15 protein-coding genes are annotated in these 20217 nt (G+C 64.9%); 7 read left to right on the forward strand and 8 right to left on the reverse strand.

Going from position 1 to position 20217, the window contains the following annotated elements:
- Positions 1–4 precede the first annotated feature (4 nt).
- The 4 genes from EWH21_RS19070 to EWH21_RS19085 form a co-directional block, all read right to left on the reverse strand.
- Positions 5–571, reverse strand: a complete 567-nt coding sequence (locus EWH21_RS19070; protein WP_152489280.1) for an isochorismatase family protein — start codon at positions 569–571, stop codon at positions 5–7.
- Between the two features lie 714 nt (positions 572–1285).
- Entirely contained in the window at positions 1286–1540 is a 255-nt protein-coding gene (locus tag EWH21_RS19075; protein ID WP_277699073.1) for a hypothetical protein, read from the reverse strand.
- A gap of 97 nt (positions 1541–1637) precedes the next feature.
- A complete protein-coding gene (locus tag EWH21_RS19080) occupies positions 1638–2888 on the reverse strand; it encodes a ribonucleotide-diphosphate reductase subunit beta (protein ID WP_037056419.1) in 1251 nt (416 codons plus the stop codon).
- Positions 2889–3346: 458 nt separating this feature from the next.
- Positions 3347–6256, reverse strand: coding sequence for a ribonucleoside-diphosphate reductase subunit alpha (locus EWH21_RS19085; RefSeq protein WP_047590851.1), 2910 nt, complete (start codon positions 6254–6256; stop codon positions 3347–3349).
- Between the two features lie 767 nt (positions 6257–7023).
- Between EWH21_RS19085 and EWH21_RS19090 the strand changes: the two genes are divergently transcribed.
- Both EWH21_RS19090 and EWH21_RS19095 read left to right on the forward strand, forming a co-directional pair.
- A complete protein-coding gene (locus EWH21_RS19090) occupies positions 7024–7779 on the forward strand; it encodes a response regulator (RefSeq protein ID WP_047590854.1) in 756 nt (251 codons plus the stop codon).
- Positions 7780–7789: 10 nt separating this feature from the next.
- On the forward strand, positions 7790–9397 hold the full coding sequence (locus EWH21_RS19095) for an ATP-binding protein (RefSeq protein WP_179554681.1): 1608 nt from the start codon (positions 7790–7792) through the stop codon (positions 9395–9397).
- A 5-nt stretch (positions 9398–9402) separates the two neighbouring features.
- Here the strand turns inward: EWH21_RS19095 and EWH21_RS19100 are convergent, their stop codons facing one another.
- The gene (locus EWH21_RS19100) at positions 9403–10107 is read right to left on the reverse strand and encodes a 4'-phosphopantetheinyl transferase superfamily protein (RefSeq protein ID WP_277699074.1); all 705 of its coding nucleotides are present in this window, start codon (positions 10105–10107) and stop codon (positions 9403–9405) included.
- A gap of 444 nt (positions 10108–10551) precedes the next feature.
- On the opposite strand from EWH21_RS19100, the gene EWH21_RS19105 reads away from it, so the two are divergent.
- The gene (locus EWH21_RS19105; RefSeq protein ID WP_277699075.1) at positions 10552–12426 is read left to right on the forward strand and encodes an MFS transporter; all 1875 of its coding nucleotides are present in this window, start codon (positions 10552–10554) and stop codon (positions 12424–12426) included.
- Positions 12427–12512: 86 nt separating this feature from the next.
- On the opposite strand, the gene sugE is transcribed toward EWH21_RS19105, so the two are convergent.
- From sugE to EWH21_RS19120, 3 genes are all read right to left on the reverse strand, one after another.
- Positions 12513–12827, reverse strand: a complete 315-nt coding sequence (gene sugE, locus EWH21_RS19110) for a quaternary ammonium compound efflux SMR transporter SugE (protein WP_277699076.1) — start codon at positions 12825–12827, stop codon at positions 12513–12515.
- Positions 12828–12970: 143 nt separating this feature from the next.
- A complete protein-coding gene (locus tag EWH21_RS19115; protein WP_277699077.1) occupies positions 12971–13918 on the reverse strand; it encodes a bile acid:sodium symporter family protein in 948 nt (315 codons plus the stop codon).
- Between the two features lie 176 nt (positions 13919–14094).
- Complete coding sequence (locus EWH21_RS19120) at positions 14095–14955, reverse strand: MurR/RpiR family transcriptional regulator (RefSeq protein WP_172979226.1); 861 nt, start codon at positions 14953–14955, stop codon at positions 14095–14097.
- A 212-nt stretch (positions 14956–15167) separates the two neighbouring features.
- Between EWH21_RS19120 and zwf the strand changes: the two genes are divergently transcribed.
- The 4 genes from zwf to EWH21_RS19140 all read left to right on the forward strand — a co-directional run bounded on the left by zwf (position 15168) and on the right by EWH21_RS19140 (position 20119).
- A complete protein-coding gene (gene zwf, locus EWH21_RS19125) occupies positions 15168–16637 on the forward strand; it encodes a glucose-6-phosphate dehydrogenase (RefSeq protein ID WP_277699078.1) in 1470 nt (489 codons plus the stop codon).
- Positions 16624–17337 (forward strand): 6-phosphogluconolactonase, encoded by a 714-nt coding sequence (gene pgl / locus EWH21_RS19130; protein WP_277699079.1) that lies wholly within the window; start codon positions 16624–16626, stop codon positions 17335–17337. The genes zwf and pgl overlap by 14 nt, the downstream gene beginning before the upstream one ends.
- Position 17338: 1 nt before the next feature.
- Positions 17339–18010 carry a bifunctional 4-hydroxy-2-oxoglutarate aldolase/2-dehydro-3-deoxy-phosphogluconate aldolase gene (locus tag EWH21_RS19135; RefSeq protein ID WP_277699080.1) on the forward strand — a complete coding sequence of 224 codons (672 nt, stop codon included), beginning with the start codon at positions 17339–17341 and terminating at the stop codon, positions 18008–18010.
- A gap of 186 nt (positions 18011–18196) precedes the next feature.
- The gene (locus EWH21_RS19140; RefSeq protein WP_277699081.1) at positions 18197–20119 is read left to right on the forward strand and encodes a methyl-accepting chemotaxis protein; all 1923 of its coding nucleotides are present in this window, start codon (positions 18197–18199) and stop codon (positions 20117–20119) included.
- Positions 20120–20217: the final 98 nt, after the last annotated feature.

Here is a 20217-nt window from a genome sequence, read left to right on the forward strand (position 1 = left end):
CGGGCTACTTACTAAACCGTGCAATCACATCTTCTGATGACATGACCTCAGCATATTCGGCGCCCAGTATGGCCAGGGTCAGCTCGTATACGGTCGAGGCTTCCCAGCGGGTTCCACCTGGCCCTGTTACAGGCACGGCAGTCGTGGCATCAGAAGGGAGGATGATGCTGTACCCGAGCGCTTTGCCTGCGCGGATGGTGGCATCCATGCTGTTGTGAATCACAACGCCCGTCAGCACGAGGCGATTTGCATTCATTCCCTTCAGTGCGGCATCCAGTTGGGTGCCTATGAACGCGCAGTTTTCGTTCTTGATGATGACGGCTTCGCCCTCTATCGGCGCGACTTCCTGTTTGATGCCATTCCAGGGGCCGTGAAGGTAATAGCTGGAAGTGGGTGTCTTTTCATCGTGTTTTATGTGAAGGACGGGCCAGCCGTTTGATCGCCAGAATTGCAGGAGACGTTGGATGACGGCCAGGTAACCGGGATGACTTTTGTCATTCCAGACGGGCTGATCGATGGCGTCCTGAACGTCGAGAATGATCAAGGGGATTGGGCTGGGCATGTCCGGCATTTGGTGTCGTCTCCTTACGATGAAAGCGCAGTGTGCTGCAGTGTTTTTCTATCAACAACCATGGCAGCTCGATAGCTTTAGCGTTGCCGGCTGGCGTAGGGTGGATGACGCTTTTTTCATCCACCACCAGCGATTGTCCGGCTACTCGCTACTGAGTGAACTCGCCGCAGATGTGGTGACTTGAATACCGGTTCCGCCCTTACGGCGGGTCTCTTCTGGCAAACGCCCGGATGGCCGGCCCCGCCAAAAGTAACCAAGAGGTCTTGCCCCTACCATCCGGCCCGACTTCGTCGGGTTGATTCGCTTCGCTCACCCTGCGGGCCAGCCTTCGGCTGTTACTGCGCTTCGCTACGTTTCCTCGTTCCATCATTGCTCCAGGGGCACGACCGGATGCGGCCCACCGACGAAGGGCCATCCCTGGCCCATCGCGGCTCTCGCGGCATCCATGCCGCTCAACCCCTTGACTCGCTTCGCTCGCCCTTCGGGCCAGCCTGCGGCTGTTACTCCGCTGCGCTTCGTTTCACAACGATTCCACACGGCCTCCTGACGGGGCGTTTGGCATGGATGCCATACGAGGAACGACGGCCGGGGCCGCCTAGGTTGGGGGCACCGTGACGACCCTCGGAACAGCGCCGGAGCGAGGGTAGTTGAGCGTAGCGAAACCCGGATGTCGGGCGCGCACGGTACGGCAGAGTTATATCTACAGACCCGTGATTACAGGCTTACAAATGTCTGCTTGATTCCATTCAGCTCGGCTGCCTGCGTACTCGTGAAGCCCAGGTTGTGGTGCAACCTCGTTGGCCCTAGCACCTCTGCCAGATCGGTATCGGTACTCATGTTGCCGATCTCGGCAAATCCTTCTCGGTGGACGGCTACTTTGCTGGCATCTGCCTGGACGCCGGGCTTCTGGTGAGCAGCGAGTCTGAGGGCGAACTTGAGGAGCGGATCCTGGCTGAACGTGATTTTCACGATTATGCCCTCAGCATCCGTGGCGTTCGCGTTGCCGAATGCGGAAACTTTTCGCAGAGAAGACGACATCCAGTACCGATAATGATCGTCACCGGAATCAATCCCAGCTCAACGCCCCACCAGTCTGATACTCGATCACGCGGGTTTCGAAGAAGTTCTTCTCCTTCTTCAGGTCCATGATCTCGCTCATCCACGGGAAGGGGTTGGTGGTGCCCGGGTACTCTTCCTTCAGGCCGATCTGGGTCAGGCGGCGGTTGGCGATGAATTTGAGGTAGTCCTCCATCATGGCCGCGTTCATGCCCAGTACGCCGCGCGGCATGGTGTCACGCGCGTATTCGATCTCCAGCTGGGTGCCCTGCAGGATCATCTGGGTCGCTTCGTCCTTCATCTGGGCATCCCACAGGTGCGGGTTCTCGATCTTGATCTGGTTGATCACGTCGATGCCGAAGTTCAGGTGCATGGATTCGTCGCGCAGGATGTACTGGAACTGCTCGGCGGTGCCGGTCATCTTGTTGCGGCGGCCCATGGACAGGATCTGGGTGAAGCCGCAGTAGAAGAAGATGCCTTCCAGTACGCAGTAGTAGGCGATCAGGTTGCGCAGGAACTGGCGGTCGGTTTCCGGGGTGCCGGTCTGGAACTTGGGATCGGAGATCGAGCGGGTGTACTTGAGGCCCCAGGAGGCTTTCTTCGCGACGCTCGGGATCTCGTGGTACATGTTGAAGATCTCGCCTTCATCCATGCCCAGCGACTCGATGCAGTACTGGTAGGCGTGGGTGTGGATCGCTTCCTCGAAGGCCTGGCGCAGGATGTACTGGCGGCACTCGGGGTTGGTGATCAGGCGGTACACGGCCAGGACCAGGTTGTTGGCCACCAGGCTGTCGGCGGTGGAGAAGAAGCCGAGGTTGCGCATGACGATGCGGCGCTCATCTTCGCTGAGACCGTCCGTGGATTTCCACAGCGCGATGTCGGCGTTCATGTTCACTTCCTGCGGCATCCAGTGGTTGGCGCAACCATCCAGATACTTCTGCCAGGCCCAGTCGTACTTGAAGGGTACGAGCTGGTTGAGGTCGGCGCGGGCGTTGATCATCTGCTTGTCGCCGACCTGTACGCGCGCGGCGGCGCCTTCGAGGTCGTCCAGGCCTTCCTGGATGTCGAGGTCGTTCAGGGCCTTCTTGGCGCGGGCGACGGCGTCGGAGTCGTTGGCGTCAACGGCGCGCGCTTCTTCGACCGAGCCGGCAGCTTCGCTGTCGAGCTTGTCGAAGTTGGTGCTGGCGCTCTGCGCGGTGGCTTTGCTTGCGGCGACTGCTTCGGCGCCGTCTTCCTTGTCGAATTCATCCCAGCTCAGCATGGCTTGGCTCCTGCGTGAGGGCCGGTGAATGTACCGGCCTGTATGGATATACAGATAATTTGAATTATGTTCCGTTGCGTGGTGCGCGCAAGGGTGATCGGGTACCGCTGGTCAGCAGGCGCTGGATTGCTGGCTGACCGTTGCCGCTCGACCCGGAGGAGGAGGGCGGGAAATTGTGAGAGGGGCAAGGTTTGGGTAGGAGCGGATTTATCCGCGATTTTCGCGGCTGAAGCCGCTCCTACGGAAGAGCCTTGCCCTCTCCCTGACCCTCTCCCGCAAGCGGGAGAGGGGACTTAATGGTGCTTTGCTCTAGAACTGCATCAGACCTTCGAGCGTGCAGCTGAGCGAGTAGTCGCAAGGCACCTGCTGGAGTGGAGCCCCTGAGCGTACGCATGTACGTGATGGGGGCCGCTCTAGCAGGTAACGCCGCGAATGCCGCTCAGATCCACGCGTCAGCCTTACTGACAAGCTTCGCAGTCGGGTTCGTCGATGGCGCAGGCTTTTGGTACTGGCGCCGGGGCCGGGGCGGCCTGCTGGGCAGGGGCCTGGGCCTTGGCCGAGAAGCCGTCGTCACCACCGGCGGATACCGCGTTGAGCTTGCCGGTGTTGATGGTGGACTTCTCGGTGCTGGTGGCGGCCAGGGCACGGAGGTAGTAGGTGGTTTTCAGACCACGGTACCAGGCCATGCGGTAGGTCACGTCCAGCTTCTTGCCCGAAGCGCCGGCGATGTACAGGTTCAGCGACTGCGCCTGGTCGATCCACTTCTGGCGGCGGCTGGCGGCGTCGACGATCCACTTGGTTTCCACTTCGAACGCGGTGGCGTACAGGTCCTTGAGGTCCTGCGGGATGCGCTCGATCTGCTGCACGGAGCCGTCGTAGTACTTCAGGTCGTTGACCATGACCGGGTCCCACAGGCCGCGGTTCTTCAGGTCGCGTACCAGGTAGGGGTTGATCACGGTGAATTCGCCGGAGAGGTTCGATTTCACGTACAGGTTCTGGTAGGTCGGCTCGATGGACTGCGACACGCCAATGATGTTGGAGATGGTCGCGGTCGGCGCGATGGCCATGATGTTCGAGTTGCGAATGCCTTTCTTCACGCGCTCGCGTACCGGCGCCCAGTCCAGCGACTCGGAGAGGTCGACGTCGATGTACTTCTGGCCACGGGCCTCGATCAGCAGTTGCTGGGAGTCCAGCGGCAGGATGCCCTTGCTCCACAGCGAACCTTCGAAGCTGCTGTAGCTGCCGCGCTCGTCGGCCAGGTCACAGGAGGCCTGGATGGCGTAGTAGCTGATGGCTTCCATCGACTTGTCGGCGAAGTCGATGGCGGCATCGGAACCGTAGGCGATGTGCTGCAGGTACAGGGCGTCCTGGAAGCCCATCAGGCCGAGGCCGACCGGACGGTGCTTGAAGTTGGAGTTACGTGCCTGGTCGACGCTGTAGTAGTTGATGTCGATGACGTTATCGAGCATGCGTACAGCGGTCTTGACGGTGCGGCCGAGTTTCTCGATGTCCAGCTTGCCGTCGACGATGTGGTTGACCAGGTTGACCGAACCCAGGTTGCAGACGGCGATCTCGTCCTTGTTGGTGTTCAGGGTAATCTCGGTGCACAGGTTGGAGCTGTGTACCACGCCGACGTGCTGCTGCGGGCTGCGCAGGTTGCACGGGTCCTTGAAGGTCAGCCACGGGTGGCCGGTCTCGAACAGCATCGAGAGCATCTTGCGCCACAGGTCCTTGGCCTGGATGGTCTTGTACAGCTTGATCTTGCCGTACTCGATCAGGGCTTCGTAGTACTCGTAGCGCTCTTCGAAGGCCTTGCCGGTCAGGTCGTGCAGGTCCGGCACTTCGCTCGGGGAGAACAGGGTCCACTTGCCGTCTTCGAAGACGCGCTTCATGAACAGGTCCGGAATCCAGTTGGCGGTGTTCATGTCGTGGGTACGACGACGGTCGTCACCGGTGTTCTTGCGCAGCTCGAGGAATTCCTCGATGTCCATGTGCCAGGTTTCCAGGTAGGCGCAGACCGCGCCCTTGCGCTTGCCACCCTGGTTGACGGCGACAGCGGTGTCGTTGACCACCTTGAGGAAGGGCACGACGCCCTGGGACTTGCCGTTGGTGCCCTTGATGTAGGAGCCCAGCGCGCGCACCGGGGTCCAGTCGTTGCCCAGGCCGCCGGCGAATTTGGACAGCATGGCGTTGTCGTGGATGGCGCCGTAGATGCCCGACAGGTCGTCCGGCACGGTGGTCAGGTAGCACGAGGACAGCTGCGGACGCAGGGTACCGGCGTTGAACAGGGTCGGGGTCGACGCCATGTAGTCGAACGAGGACAGCAGGTTGTAGAACTCGATGGCGCGCTCTTCGCGGTTCTTCGGCTCTTCGATGGCCAGGCCCATGGCCACGCGCATGAAGAACACCTGCGGCAGTTCGAAGCGGATGCCGTCCTTGTGGATGAAGTAGCGGTCGTACAGGGTCTGCAGGCCGAGGTAGGTGAACTGCTGGTCACGCTCGTGGTTCAGCGCGCGGCCCAGTTTCTCCAGGTCGTACTCTTTCAGTTTCGGGTCGAGCAGCTCGAACTCGGCGCCTTTGTCGACGTAGGCCGGCAGGGCCTTGGCGTACAGGTCGGCCATCTCGTGGTGAGTGGCGCTGGTGGTGATGTCGAGGAAGCTCAGGGCCTCGGCGCGGATGTTGTCCATCAGCAGGCGGGCGGTGACGTAGCTGTAGTTCGGCTCACGCTCGACCAGGGTACGGGCGGTCATCACCAGGGCGGTGTTGACGTCTTTCTCGGCCACGCCGTCGTACAGGTTCTTCAGGGTTTCGCGCTCGATCAGCGAACCGTCGACCTCGGCCAGGCCTTCGCAGGCTTCGCGGATGATGGTCTGCAGGCGGCCCATGTCCAGCGGCTGCAGTTCACCGCTGGCGGTGGTGATGCGGATGCTCGGGTGCGGCTGTGCGATGTCGCTGCCGGCGTTGGCGCTCTTGCGCTTGTTGGCCTGGGCTTCGCGGTAGATCACGTAGTCGCGGGCGACCTTCTGCTCGCCGGCGCGCATCAGGGCCAGTTCGACCTGGTCCTGGATCTCTTCGATGTGGATGGTGCCGCCGGACGGCATGCGGCGCTTGAAGGTGGCGGTGACCTGCTCGGTCAGGCGCGCGACGGTGTCATGGATACGCGACGAGGCGGCGGCGGTGCCACCTTCCACAGCGAGGAACGCCTTGGTGATGGCAACGGTGATCTTGTCATCGGTGTAGGGGACGACGGTGCCGTTGCGCTTGATCACGCGCAGTTGGCCGGGCGCGGTGGCTGCCAGATCCTGGGAGGAGTCGGCGGCCTGCGGCGCCACGGCCTGCGGGTTCTCGCGAGTGGTGTCGGTATGCATGGAGATCTCCGTGTTCTGTAATTTTCTGGTTGGACGTCACGACAGTAGATGCCGCGCCTTGTCCGCCGTTCATTCCATTAACAACTGTTCCGCACGCGGCAGGCGAGGCCGGGCACGGGGTGTTGCAAGAGCTGGCAGGGTGGGCACGACTTGAAGTGCCGTCCTGGCGCATAAGTCTGGCGAGGCATTACGGCACCTCACCTACTACATATAGTGGTCGACAGCTGAATCTGTTCACTGTCTGACCTGCTCACGCGTATCGTCGAGCGATGCGGCGTGGCCGTGACTCGGGTCAGGCCCGGGTCGTGCAAAACGTTTGAACGAAATACCTGGAAAACCCTGTGAAAAGGGCTTGCGCGATGCGTTCTTGTAGTGTCCAGTTTTTCGTTGTGACCCAACATCTGGTGGGTGTCGCGCGATGGGGATACAAGATAGTGCGCTGTTTGAGGCATTGCAAGGCGCCGGGAAAAGAACAACCTGTGGATAAGATGTGAGTGCCTTGTGGGTGTGCCGGGCCAAGCGCCCGTGTTCTCTGGCTCTGGCTGCCGATGACCGTTCGTCGCCCCTGACGGAAGGATTTGCACGCGTTGGCGAAGCTGCCCGGTGCCGCACAGACTAACACTATATGTAGTGATCTTGGCATGTGCTGTGCTAGCGCCTGGCGTGCGGCGAAGGAGCCTGGTTTGCCGCTCGCACCGAGGTGCTGACAACCCCTAGAATGGCCGCTGTGGTTGCGGCACTGGCCGGCATGCGAAAGGGGATAGGGTGTGGAACAAGAAGCGTGGCAGATTCTGATCGTCGAGGATGACCAACGCCTGGCGCAGTTGACCCGCGAGTATCTGGAAGGCAACGGCTTGCGCGTGGCCATCGAGGCCGATGGCGCCCGTGCCGCCGCGCGCATTCTCGCCGAGCAGCCGGACCTGGTGATCCTCGATCTGATGCTGCCGGGCGAAGACGGCCTGAGCATCTGCCGCAAGGTGCGTGCGGGCTACAAGGGGCCGATCCTGATGCTCACCGCCCGCACCGACGACATGGACCAGGTGCTGGGCCTGGAGATGGGCGCCGACGACTATGTGTGCAAGCCGGTACGCCCGCGTGTGTTGCTGGCGCGCATCCGGGCGTTGCTGCGAAGGCGCGAAGGCGCGGAGGGCGAGCGCGACGAAGGCCAGCCACGACGCCTGCAGTTCGGCCCGCTGGCCATCGACAGCGCCATGCGCGAGGCCTGGCTCGGCGAGCAGGGCATCGAGCTGACCAGCGCCGAGTTCGACCTGCTCTGGCTGCTGGCGGTCAACGCCGGGCGCATCCTCTCGCGCGAGGAGATCTTCAACGCCCTGCGCGGCATCGAGTACGACGGCCAGGACCGTTCCATCGACGTGCGCATCTCGCGCATCCGCCCGAAGATCGGCGACGACCCCATGCACCCGCGCCTGATCAAGACGGTGCGCAGCAAGGGCTACCTGTTCGTCGCCGAAGCCGCCGAGGCGCTGCCGCACGGCGACGCGGCGCCCGTCGTGCGCAACTGACCGGGCGCCCATGAATTCGATCTTCCTGCGTATCTACGGCGGCATGCTCGCCGCGCTGGTGCTGGTGGCGCTGCTCGGCGTCGGCGCGCTGCACCTGGTCAACGAGGTGCGTGCCGATCAGTACCGTGAAAGCCTGGCGCGCGGCACCTTTCGCCTGATGGCGGACAACCTGCTGCCGATGAACCAGGTGGAACGTCGGCGCGCCCTGGTGGTGTGGTCACGGCTGCTCGGCATTCCCCTGGAGCTGCAGGCGATGAGCGACGTGGCGCTGGAGAGCCGCGAGCGCAATCGCCTGCAGCGCGGCCACGTGCTGGTGCAGCAGACCGGGCCGCACTCGGCCAGGGTCTATGGCCTGCTCGACGGCAAGCAGCCGTTGCTGCTGACCGGCGAGATCCAGCAGGTCAGCGAGCAGCTGGCGCGGGCCACCAACTACCTGCTGATCGACGAGCTGGTGCGTTATCCGGTGGACGAGCAGCCGCGCCGCCTGGCCGAGCTGAAGGAAGACAAGCAGTTCGGCTTCGACCTGCAGCTGGTGCAGCTGGAGGATGCCAGCATCGACCTCGACCAGCGTCGGCGGATCGACGAGGGCGACACGGTGATGGCGCTGGGCAAGGGCGGTGACTCGATCTATGTCTTCTCCGGCATCGTCGACACGCCCTGGGTGCTGGAGATCGGCCCGCTGTACCAGATGAATCCCTATCCGCCGCAGCTGCTGGTGCTGATCGGCGCGCTGGGGCTGAGCCTGATCGGCCTGATCGTCTACCTGCTGGTGCGCTCCCTGGAGCAGCGCCTGCGCGGGCTCGAAGGCGCCGCCACGCGGATTGCCAGTGGCCGCCTGGATGCCCGCGTGCCGGCGCGTGGCGCCGACTCGGTGGGGCGCCTGGCGAGCAGCTTCAACGCCATGGCCGAGCACCTGCAGACTTCGCTGAGTACCCAGCGCGAGCTGGTGCGGGCGGTGTCCCACGAGCTGCGCACGCCGGTGGCGCGCCTGCGCTTCGGCCTGGAGATGATCGCCGATGCGCCGAACGAGGCGGCGCGCAGCACGTACATGGAGGGCATGGACAGCGACATCCAGGACCTCGACAAGCTGGTCGACGAGATGCTCACCTACGCGCGCCTGGAGCAGGGCTCGCCGGCGCTGAACTTCCAGCAGGTGGAGCTCAAGGCGCTGATCGACCAGGTGATCGACGAGCTGGCGCCGCTGAGCAATCGGGTGCGCGTGGAGTGCGGCGCGGTGCTCAGCGTGCAGGCGGGCGGGGTGTGCTGGGTCGAAGCCGAACCGCGCTACCTGCACCGTGCCCTGCAGAACCTGGTGAGCAACGCCATGCGCCATGCCGAGGGGCGTGTGCTGATCAGTTGCCAGGTGGGCTACAAACGCTGCCGGATCGATGTCGAGGACGACGGTCCGGGCGTACCGGAAGAGGCCTGGGAGCGCCTGTTCAGCCCCTTCCTGCGTCTCGACGACAGTCGTACGCGGGCCTCCGGCGGGCACGGCCTCGGCCTGTCCATCGTGCGGCGGATCATCTACTGGCATGGTGGTCGGGCGCAGATCGGTTGCAGCGACAGCCTCGGCGGTGCGCGCTTCAGCCTGGTGTGGCCACGGCGTCAGGGGGAGTAGGGCGCTCAGGCCGCCACGGCGACCAGGCTCAGCAGCCTGTCGTCGAACAGGGCGAACTGGCCCTCCAGCTCGGCGCCTGTGCGCCAGTCCGGGTGCAGGTCGATCAGCAGGCGCAGGCGGGCGCTGTCGTGATCGGCCTCGAGCAGCTCGGCGTCGTGGAAATAGAAGCGCGTCAGCGTCAGCGGGTAGAGCGCCTTGAACAGGCTTTCCTTCAGCGAGAAGGTCAGGCTGATGCGCAGGGCGCGGGCCGCGTCGTCCAGAGGCTGCAGGCGCTGCAGCTCGGCCTCGGTGAGAATCTCTCCCTGCAGGCGCAGGGCGCGCTCCGTCGGCAGCAGGCGTTCCACGTCCAGGCCCAGGGCGCGCCAATGGTTGCGCGGGGCGACCAGCGCGGCGGCCCAGTTGTCACCGTGGGTGATCGAGCCGGCGACGCCTGGCGGCCACTGTGGCGCACGATCGTCACCGACGGCCGGCACCTGGGCGTTGCCGGTCACGCGGCGCAGGGCTTCGCGGGCGCAGAGGCGACCGGCCAGGTATTCGGCCTGGCGCTTGGCCACGCCGCGCACCGGCGCGATGGCGCAGCGGGGGAAGTCGTCGGCGGCCAGCTGCGTGGGGTCGAAGCGCGTGCTGATCAGCTGCGCACCGGCCAGCGGGCGGGGCAGTGGGTCGTGGTCGTCGAGCGGGCTGCAGCAGGCGGGGTGGTAGGCATTCATGGCCGCGATTGTGCCGCGCGGCGGACCGCCCAGTCATCCATCGTTTACATTTCTTTGCAGGCAGTTAACAAAGCTAAACGGACGTTGCCCCGGGCTTTTGTCAGACTGCGCCTGCATTCCTCAGGGAATGCAGGTGAGGTTGTAGTCAGTGCGAGGCGCTGACGTTTTCTCCGAGTTCGAGAACGGTAGCCCGATTGGGCTGCCGTTTTTTTTGCCCGTTTTTCGGGCCGTGCACGGATGGGGGATCACGTTTCAGCGATCCACCGCTTTGGTGGATGTAAAGAGCGACATCCACCCTACGGTGCTGGTGGATGTGAGGGACGACATTCGCCCTGCGGCTCCGCGTGATCGCCAAGGCGTTCGCATTTGCGCTGTGGCTTTCTGGAGGGTATTTGCAGTCAAATGCCTGTGCGGGCAAACCAACCCCCGCGAGGACCATGGACGATGACCCAACAATCGCAATTCGCCCTGCTCGGCAAGAAGCGCTTCCTGCCGTTCTTCATGACGCAATTGCTCGGCGCCTTCAACGACAACATCTTCAAGCAGTCGCTGATTCTCGCCATCCTCTTCAAGCTCAACACAGGCGTCGACCGCGATCTGCTGGTCAATCTCTGCGCGCTGCTGTTCATCCTGCCCTTCTTTCTGTTTTCCGCGCTGGGCGGCCAGTTCGGCGAGAAGTTCGCCAAGGACGCGCTGATCCGCAAGATCAAGCTCGCCGAGATCTTCATCATGCTCGCCGGGGCTGCCGGGGTGCTGCTCGACAGCCTGCCGCTGATGCTCGGCGTGCTGTTCGCCATGGGCACGCAGTCGGCGCTGTTCGGTCCGGTGAAGTATTCGATCCTGCCGCAGCACCTGCAGGAGCAGGAGCTGGTGGGGGGCAACGCGCTGGTGGAAATGGGCACCTTCCTGGCGATCCTCGCGGGCACCATCGGGGCCGGGGTGATGATGGCCAGCAGCAGTTACGCGCCCATCGTCGCCGCTTCGGTGGTGGGGGTGGCGGTGCTCGGCTACCTGGCCAGCCAGGGCATTCCCAGGGCCTCGGCGGCCATGCCGGAGCTGCAGCTGGACTGGAACATCTTCCGCCAGTCCTGGGTGATCATGAAACTCGGCCTGGGCCAGCGCCCGGCGGTGTCGCGCTCGCTGGTGGGCAACTCCTGGTTCTGGTTTCTCGGCGCGATCTACCTGACGCAGATTCCGGCCTACTCCAAGGAGTGGCTGTACGGCGACGAGAGCGTGGTGACGCTGATCCTCACCGTGTTCTCGCTGGGCATCGGCCTGGGGTCGATGCTGTGCGAGCGGATGAGCGGGCACAAGGTGGAGATCGGCCTGGTGCCGTTCGGCTCCATCGGCCTGACCCTGTTCGGCATCCTGCTCTGGTGGTTCTCCGGCGGCTTTCCGCAGGGCGCCGCGCCGCACGACTGGCTGGCGCTGCTGGGGCATGGCCAGGCCTGGTGGATCCTCGGCTGCATCCTCGGCATCGGCCTGTTCGGCGGCTTCTACATCGTGCCGCTGTATGCGCTGATCCAGTCGCGCACGGCGGAGCACGAGCGGGCGCGGGTGATCGCTGCCAACAACATCCTCAATGCGCTGTTCATGGTGGTGTCGGCCATCGTTGCGATTCTCTTCCTCAGCGTCGCCGGGCTGTCGATTCCGCAGCTGTTCCTGGTGGTGTCGCTGATGAACATCGCGGTCAACAGCTACATCTTCAAGATCGTCCCCGAGTTCAGCATGCGCTTTCTCATCTGGCTGCTCGGGCATTCGATGTACCGGGTCGAGCACAAGGGGCTCGAGGCGATCCCTGACGAAGGCGCTGCGGTGCTGGTGTGCAACCACGTGTCCTTCGTCGATGCGCTGCTGATCGGTGGAGCGGTGCGGCGGCCGATTCGGTTCGTCATGTACTACCGGATCTACGACCTGCCGGTGCTCAACTTCGTCTTCCGCACGGCCGGTACGGTGCCGATCGCCGGGCGCAACGAGGACCTGCTGATCTACGACGCGGCGTTCAAGAAGATCGCCGAGTACCTGCGCAATGGCGAGTTGGTGTGCATCTTCCCCGAGGGCAAGCTGACCACCGATGGCGAGATCGACGAGTTCAAGGCCGGGGTCGAGCGCATTCTCGACGAGAACCCGGTACCGGTGATCCCCATGGCCCTGCAGGGTCTGTGGGGCAGCTTCTTCAGTCGCGACCCGCACAAGGGCTTGTTCAAGCGCCTGTGGTCGCGGGTGTGCCTGGTGGCGGGCCAGCCCGTCGCTGCGCAGGACGCCAGGCGTGAGGTGCTGCAGGCGCAGGTGGCGGAGCTGCGCGGGGACTGGCGTTGATCTGAGCCCAGGGGGGGGAGGGGCTGCAGTCATGCAGGCGGCGCCGCGCTGCTGAAGCACCTCCCGCCGGGCGGGCCTCGGCTTGTTCAATGGCTCAGCTTGAGCCCGACCAGCCCGCAGACGATCAGCGCCACGCTGGCCAGGCGCAGCAGGGCCATCGACTCACCGAACAGAATGATGCCGGCGATCACCGTGCCCACGGCGCCGACACCGGTCCAGATGGCGTAGGCCGTGCCCAGCGGCAGTTCCTTCATGGCCAGGCCGAGCAGGCCAAGGCTGATCAGCATCGCGCAGACGGTCAGGGCGGTGGGCAGGGGGCGGGTGAAGCCGTCGGTGTATTTCAGGCCGATGGCCCAGCCGACTTCGAACAGGCCGGCGAGCAGCAGGATGATCCAGGACATGTAGCCTCCAGGGGTGACTGAAGGGGCCGTCCCCGGATGAGCCACCCTGGGCTCAGGGTGCGGAGGTCGTCCTCGCGTGCGCCATTATTGTGCATATCGTCGCGTCCGGGGCAAGATGCCCCGGATTGGTGCGAGTGCTGGGCTCAGTCGCTGTGCGTGCCTGTGTCCTGGCCCATGCGCCGGTAGAGGGTCGCCAGCAGTGGCCCGGAGAGGTTGTGCCAGACGCTGAACAGGGCGCTGGGCACGGCGGCCAGCGGGCTGAAGTGAGCGCTGGCCAGGGCGGCGCCGAGGCCGGAGTTCTGCATGCCGACCTCGATGGACAGCGTCTTGCGTTGCGCCAGCGACATGCCGAACAGGCGTCCGGCCAGGTAGCCCAGGCCCAGGCCGATGCCGTTGTGCAGGATCACCACGGCCATGATCAGCAGGCCGGATTCGGCGATCTTGCCCTGGCTGGCGGCCACCACTGCCGCGACGATGGCGACGATGCTCACCACCGATATCAGCGGCAGCACCTCGACGGCGGTCTTCACCCGCTCCCCCAGCAGGCGCTGGGCGACCAGGCCGAGCACGATGGGCAGCAGCACCATCTTGAGGATGGAAATGAACATGGCGCTGAAGGACACCGGCAGCCATTCCGAGGCCAGCAGCCAGATCAGCGCAGGCGTCACCAGCGGGGCGAGCAGGGTGGTCACGGCGGTGATCGACACCGACAGCGCCAGGTCGCCACGGGCGAACCAGGTGATGACGTTGGAGGCCGTGCCGCCCGGGCAGCAGCCCACCAGTATCACGCCGACGGCGATTTCCGCCGGCAGCGCGAAGGCCTGGCACAGCGCCCAGGCCAGCAGCGGCATGATGCTGAATTGCGCCACCACGCCGAGCAGCACCGCCAGTGGCCGGCGCGCGACTTCCTGGAAGTCGGCAGCCTTGAGGGTCAGGCCCATACCGAACATGATCAGCCCGAGCAGCGGGACGATCCAGGCGGTCAGCGGCAGGAACCAGCTGGGCTGGAAGAAGGCCGCGATGGCGAACAGCAGCACCCAGACGGCGAAGGTGTTGCCGATGAAGCGGCTGAGGGTGATCAGGGCTTGCATGGTGTGTTTCCTGGCAGGTTCGGAAAAGTCGGCCAGCCTAGCAGAAGCGCCGCTGGCCGGGTCGGGTGCGCAGCCGCTGCGCTTAGCGCTGCGTACCGGGTCGTGGGAGCCGGCTTGCCGGCGATGCTTTTGCCAGGAGGGCGCGGATCGCGTGCCGGCCCGCTCCTGCAAACGCCTTACAGCGGTTCCTCGTCCGCCGGGTAGCGGCTGGCGCTGAGGCTCTCCTTGATCTTGCGCAGGTGCGGCTGGAAGTCCACGCCACGGCGCAGGGTGACGCCGGTGGCGAGCACGTCGAGCACGGTGAGCTGGATGATGCGCGAGGTCATCGGCATGTAGATGTCGGTGTCTTCCGGCAGCGGGATGTCCAGGCTCAGGGTGCTGGCCTTGGCCAGCGGCGAGCCGGCGGCGGTGAGGCCGAGCACCGAGGCGCCGTTCTCGCGCGCCAGGCGGGCGACCTCCACCAGTTCGCGGGTGCGCCCGGTGTAGGAAATGATCACGAACAGGTCGCCGGTGTGCGCCACCGAGGCGATCATGCGTTGCATCAGCACGTCGGAGTGGGCCGACACCGCCAGGTTGAAGCGGAAGAACTTGTGCTGTGCGTCCAGCGCCACCGAGGACGAGGCGCCGAGACCGAAGAAGTGGATCTGCCGCGCCTGGATCAGCAGGTCGACGGCGCGGCTGACATGCTGTGCGTCGAGGCTCTGGCAGGCGGCGTCGAGCGAGGCGATGGTGCTGCCGAAGATCTTCCGGGTGTAGGCCTCGGGACCGTCGTCGGCGGACACCGCACGGCTGACGTAGGCGGCGCCACTGGCCAGGCTCTGCGCCAGCTGCATCTTCAGTTCCGGGTAGCCGTTGGCACCGAAGGAGCGGCAGAAACGGTTGACCGTCGGCTCGCTGACCCCGGCCGCCTGGGCGAGAGCGGCAATGCTGAAACGGGTGGCCTGCTGGGGGTCGTAGAGGATCACCTCGGCGACCTTGCGTTCAGCCTTGTTCAGGTCGTCCAGGCGGCTCTGGATCTTTTCCAGCAGGTTGCGCACGCGGTCCATAGGGGCTCCTAACAGGCGGTTGAACGGGGGTGGCGGCATCGCGACGGGCGGTAAGACAGCCGGCCTATCCTACTGATGACGCTCGATGGTCTCCACCGACTTCTCTGTTCTAGAAAATAATGTTGTTGCTATAACAATATTTCCCCTTGATAAAACCCTTATCAACCGGTATTTCTAACGCATCTTGATAAAAGAACAATCTCATGGCCGCAATCAAGCTTGAATCCTGTACCTTCGCCCTGTTCGGTGCCCTGGGTGATCTCGCCTTGCGCAAGCTGTTTCCCGCGCTTTACCAACTCGATCGTGCCGGTTTGCTGCACGATGGCACGCGCATCCTGGCGCTGGCCCGCGAGGCCGGGACCCCGGACAGCCACCTGGGCGCCATCGAGCAGGCGCTGCGCCTGCATGTGCCGGCCAAGGAACTGACGGACGTCGACCTCTCGCGTTTCCTGGCGCGGCTGAACTACCTGAGCATGGATTTTCTCAAGGCCGAGGACTACGCGGCGCTGCTCGAGCACGTCAGCCCGCAGGATCAGCTGATCGCCTACTTCGCCACGCCGGCCTCCGTCTATGGCGGCATCTGCAGCAACCTGGCGACCGTCGGCCTGGCCGAGGGCACGCGGGTGGTGCTGGAGAAGCCCATCGGTCACGACCTGGCGTCCTCGCGCGCGGTCAACGATGCGGTGGCCCGGGTGTTCCCCGAGAACCGCGTCTATCGCATCGACCATTACCTGGGCAAGGAGACGGTGCAGAACCTGATCGCCCTGCGTTTCGCCAACAGCCTGTTCGAGACCCAGTGGAACCAGAACCATATCTCCCACGTGGAAATCACGGTGGCCGAGAAGGTGGGGATCGAAGGGCGCTGGGGCTACTTCGACCAGGCCGGGCAGTTGCGCGACATGATCCAGAATCACCTGCTGCAGCTGCTCTGCCTGATCGCCATGGACCCGCCCAGCGACCTCTCCGCCGACAGCATCCGTGACGAGAAGGTCAAGGTGCTCAAGGCGCTGGAGCCGATCAGCGTCGAGCAGCTCGGCCAGCGCGTGGTGCGCGGCCAGTACGTCGCCGGCAGCAGCGACGGGCGGCCGGTGCCCGGCTACCTGGAGGAAGAGAACTCCAACACGCAGAGCGATACCGAGACCTTCGTCGCCCTGCGTGCGGACATCCGCAACTGGCGCTGGGCCGGCGTGCCGTTCTACCTGCGCACCGGCAAGCGCATGCCGCAGAAGCTGTCGCAGATCGTCATCCACTTCAAGGCGCCGCCGCACTACATCTTCGCCCCTGAGCAGCGCCAGCTGATCGGCAACAAGCTGATCATCCGCCTGCAGCCGGACGAGGGCATCGCCCTGCAGGTGCTGACCAAGGACCAGGGACTGGACAAGGGCATGCAGCTGCGCAGCGGCCCGCTGCAGCTGAGCTTCTCCGATACCTATCGCAGCGCCCGCATCCCTGACGCCTACGAGCGGTTGCTGCTGGAGGTGATGCGCGGCAACCAGAACCTGTTCGTGCGCAAGGACGAGATCGAGTATGCCTGGCAGTGGTGCGACCAACTGATCGACGGCTGGCAGCGTCTGGGCGAAGCGCCGAAACCCTACACGGCAGGCAGCTGGGGGCCGATGGCCGCGGTGGCGCTGATCACTCGCGACGGGAGGAGCTGGTATGGCGATCTCTGAGCTGCCGTTGCCGGCGGGCGTCAACGGCTGCGCGCACGGCGATGCCGGGCAGCTGGCCGAGGCGCTGGCGCAGCGCGTTGCCGCTGCACTGCGCCAGGCGCTTGCCGAGCGTGGCCAGGCGACCCTGGTGGTGTCCGGCGGGCGCAGCCCGGTGGCGTTCTTCGAGGCGCTGGCGCAGCAGGCGCTGCCCTGGGCGCAGGTGCTGGTGAGCCTGGCCGACGAGCGCTGGGTACCGGTCAATCATGCCGCCAGCAACGAAGCCCTGGTGCGCCGTCATCTGTTGCGCGGGGCGGCTGCCGAGGCGCGCTTTCTCAGCCTCTATCAGGTCGCTGGCAGCCATGAGCAGGCCGCCGAGCTGGCCGATGCCGCCGTCGCCAAGCTGGCAGACATCGATGTGCTGGTGCTGGGCATGGGCGACGATGGCCATACCGCCTCGCTGTTCCCCGGCAGCGCCCACCTGCGGCAGGCGCTGCAGGCGGATTGCCCGCGTCGCGTCCTGGCGATGCTCGCGCCGAGCGAGCCGACGCAACGCCTGACCCTGACCCTGCCGGTACTGGCCCGTGCGCGCCTGCCGCTGCTGGCGATCCAGGGCCAGGCGAAACTGAACACACTGAGCGCGGCGCTGCTGCCGGGTGAGATCGCCGAGCTGCCGATCCGCGCTTTCCTGCATTCCCCTCTCGAAATTCATTGGTGCCCCTGACATGACCAGCCTCGACCAAGACCAGCGCGCGCGCATGGCCGAAAAGATCGCCGAGATCGACCGCATCTGTGCCCAGGCGCGAATCATGCCGGTGATCACCATCGCCCGCGAGGCGGACATCCTGCCGCTGGCCGATGCCCTGGCGGCAGGTGGTCTGCGCGTGCTGGAAGTGACCCTGCGCTCGGAGCACGGCCTGGAGGCGATCCGTCGCCTGCGCGCCGAGCGCCCCGAGCTCTGCGTCGGTGCCGGCACCGTGCTGGATGAGCAGATGCTGGAAGCGGCCACCGCCGCTGGCGCGCAGTTCATCGTCACGCCGGGGAGCACGCGCGAGCTGCTGCTGGCGGCGCTGGACAATCCCTTGCCCTTGCTGCCGGGGGTGAGCAGTGCCTCGGAGCTGATGGTCGGCTACGCCCTCGGCTACCGCCGCTTCAAACTGTTCCCGGCGGAGCTGTGCGGCGGCGTCGCGGCGCTCAAGGCGCTGTCCGGACCTTTCGGCGGCGTGCGCTTCTGTCCTACCGGCGGCGTCAATCCGGACAACCTGCAGCGCTACATGGAGCAGCCCAACGTCATGTGCGTGGGCGGTACCTGGATGTTCCAGCGCGAGTGGGTGGAGAACGGCGACTGGGCGCGGATTCAGCAGTGCAGCGTCGAGGCCTTGCAGCTGTTGGGCTGAAGCAGGGCGCCCGATCAATTTCCGTCCAAGGCCACTTATATGGTCATCTAGTTGAATGATGACTTAATAGTGGCGCCATGATATCGTCGACCGATCAGTCACTTCCGAGTGCCGTGGTTAGCGTGCTGGCAACAAGAACAATTCTCCAGCGGATATCCAATCCCCATTCCTTGGACGGAGAATTTCATGAGCAAATGGCTCGGCAATGTCAGTGTCACCCTCAAGCTCGCTATCAGTTTCGGCCTCGTGCTTCTGCTTACCCTGCTTCTGGCGATCACCGGCTGGGACGGTATCGGTCGCCTCATCGAGCGCGGCCAGCGGGTCATCGAGATCAATGAGGTCAACAACCTGCTCGATGACCTGAGAGTCAACCGCGTGCGTTACGTGATGAGCAACGGCGACAAGGCGCTGGGAGACGAGATGCAGCGTGCGCTCGACCTCTACCGCGCATCGCACGAGCGCATCATGGGCAACTTCAGGTCGGCCGATAACATTCGCCTGCTCAAGCAGCAGAACGGCCAGATCGCCCATTATCAGGAGGCCCTGACGACCATGCGCAGCGCCTTCGCCGACGCCGCCGCGACGCGCCAGGAGATGGGCCGCCTGGCCCGTGAAGTCTTCGCCGAGATCGAGGCTCTCGACGCGGTGATCGCGCGCATGCCGGAGTACGACCCGCAGCGGCAGGTGCGCTACCGGGCCATGCGTGATGCCAAGGAAGGCATCCAGCTGATGCGCTACGAGGTGCGTGGCTACACCGCCAAGGTCAATGCCGACAGCGAAGCCGCGGTGGTTCGCCAGGTGCAGCGAACCGCCGACAGCCTGACTCAGCTCGAGGTGTCGATGGGCAGCGAGAGTGCGGCGCAGGTCGCGGCCATTCAGCGTGGCTTCGACAGCTACCGGGCGGTGGTGACGGCCTTCCAGCAGGCCAACACGGCGGCGATCGCGGCGCGTGACGAACTGGACCGGACCGGCAACGAAATCGTCAAACTGAGCGATCAGCTCATCCACAACCAGGTGCTGCAGCGTGACAGCGACACGGCCGCCGCCAAGTCCATGCAGCTGATCACCACGCTGGTGGCACTGGCCATCGGCATCGGTTCGGCGATCCTGATCACCCGGCAGATCACCCGGCCGCTGGGTGACACGCTGGCGGTGGTGGAGCGCATCGCCTCCGGCGACCTCACCGATCTGCCGCCGAGCACGCGCCGCGACGAGATCGGCGTGTTGCAGCAAGGCGTCCAGCGCATGGGCCAATCCCTGCGCGAGCTCATCGGTGGCATTCGTGACAGCGTGAGCCAGATCGCCAGTGCCGCCGAAGAGCTGTCGGCGGTGACCGAGCAGACCAGCGCCGGGGTCAACAGCCAGAAGCAGGAGACCGATCAGGTCGCGACCGCCATGCAGGAGATGTCCGCGACGGTGAACGAGGTGGCACGCAATGCCGAGCAGGCGTCGCTCGCGGCCGCCGATGCCGACGCCGAGGCGCACCAGGGCGACCAGGTGGTGAACGAGGCGATCGAGCAGATCGAGGTGCTGGCCGGCGAGATGGTGCGCTCTACCGATGCGATGAACCTGCTGCAGAAGGAAAGCGAGAAGATCGGCAGCGTGATGGACGTGATCAAGGCCGTTGCCGACCAGACCAACCTGCTGGCGCTCAATGCCGCCATCGAAGCCGCCCGCGCCGGTGAGGCCGGACGCGGTTTCGCCGTGGTGGCCGACGAGGTGCGCGGCCTGGCGCGGCGCACGCAGCAGTCCACCGAGGAGATCGAGGCGCTGATCGGGGCCTTGCAGCGTGGTACCCAGCAGGTGGCGGGCGTGCTGGCGGAAAGCCGTGGCCTGACCGAAGGCAGTGTCGAGCTGGCGCGCAAGGCCGGCTCGGCGCTGGGGGTGATCAACCAGAAGGTCTCCAACATCCAGTCGATGAACCAGCAGATCGCTGCGGCTGCCGAGCAGCAGGGCGCGGTTGCCGAGGAGATCGGCCGCAGCGTGCTCAACGTGCGCGACGTCGCCGAACAGACCGCCGCTGCCAGCGAGGAAACGGCGGCCAGCTCGGTGGAACTGGCGCGACTGGGCAACCATCTGCAGGTGCTGGTCAGCCGCTTCCGCGTCTGAGCCGAGCCAGTGTCGGTGCGCCGGGCGCACCCTCGTTCATCGATCCCTCCCGTGCGGCGCCCGGCAATTGGGCGCCCAATCGCTCAACCCTGTACTAG

It is taken from the genome of Pseudomonas sp. REST10, from assembly GCF_029542605.1.
GTDB classification, from domain to species: domain Bacteria; phylum Pseudomonadota; class Gammaproteobacteria; order Pseudomonadales; family Pseudomonadaceae; genus Aquipseudomonas; species Aquipseudomonas khazarica.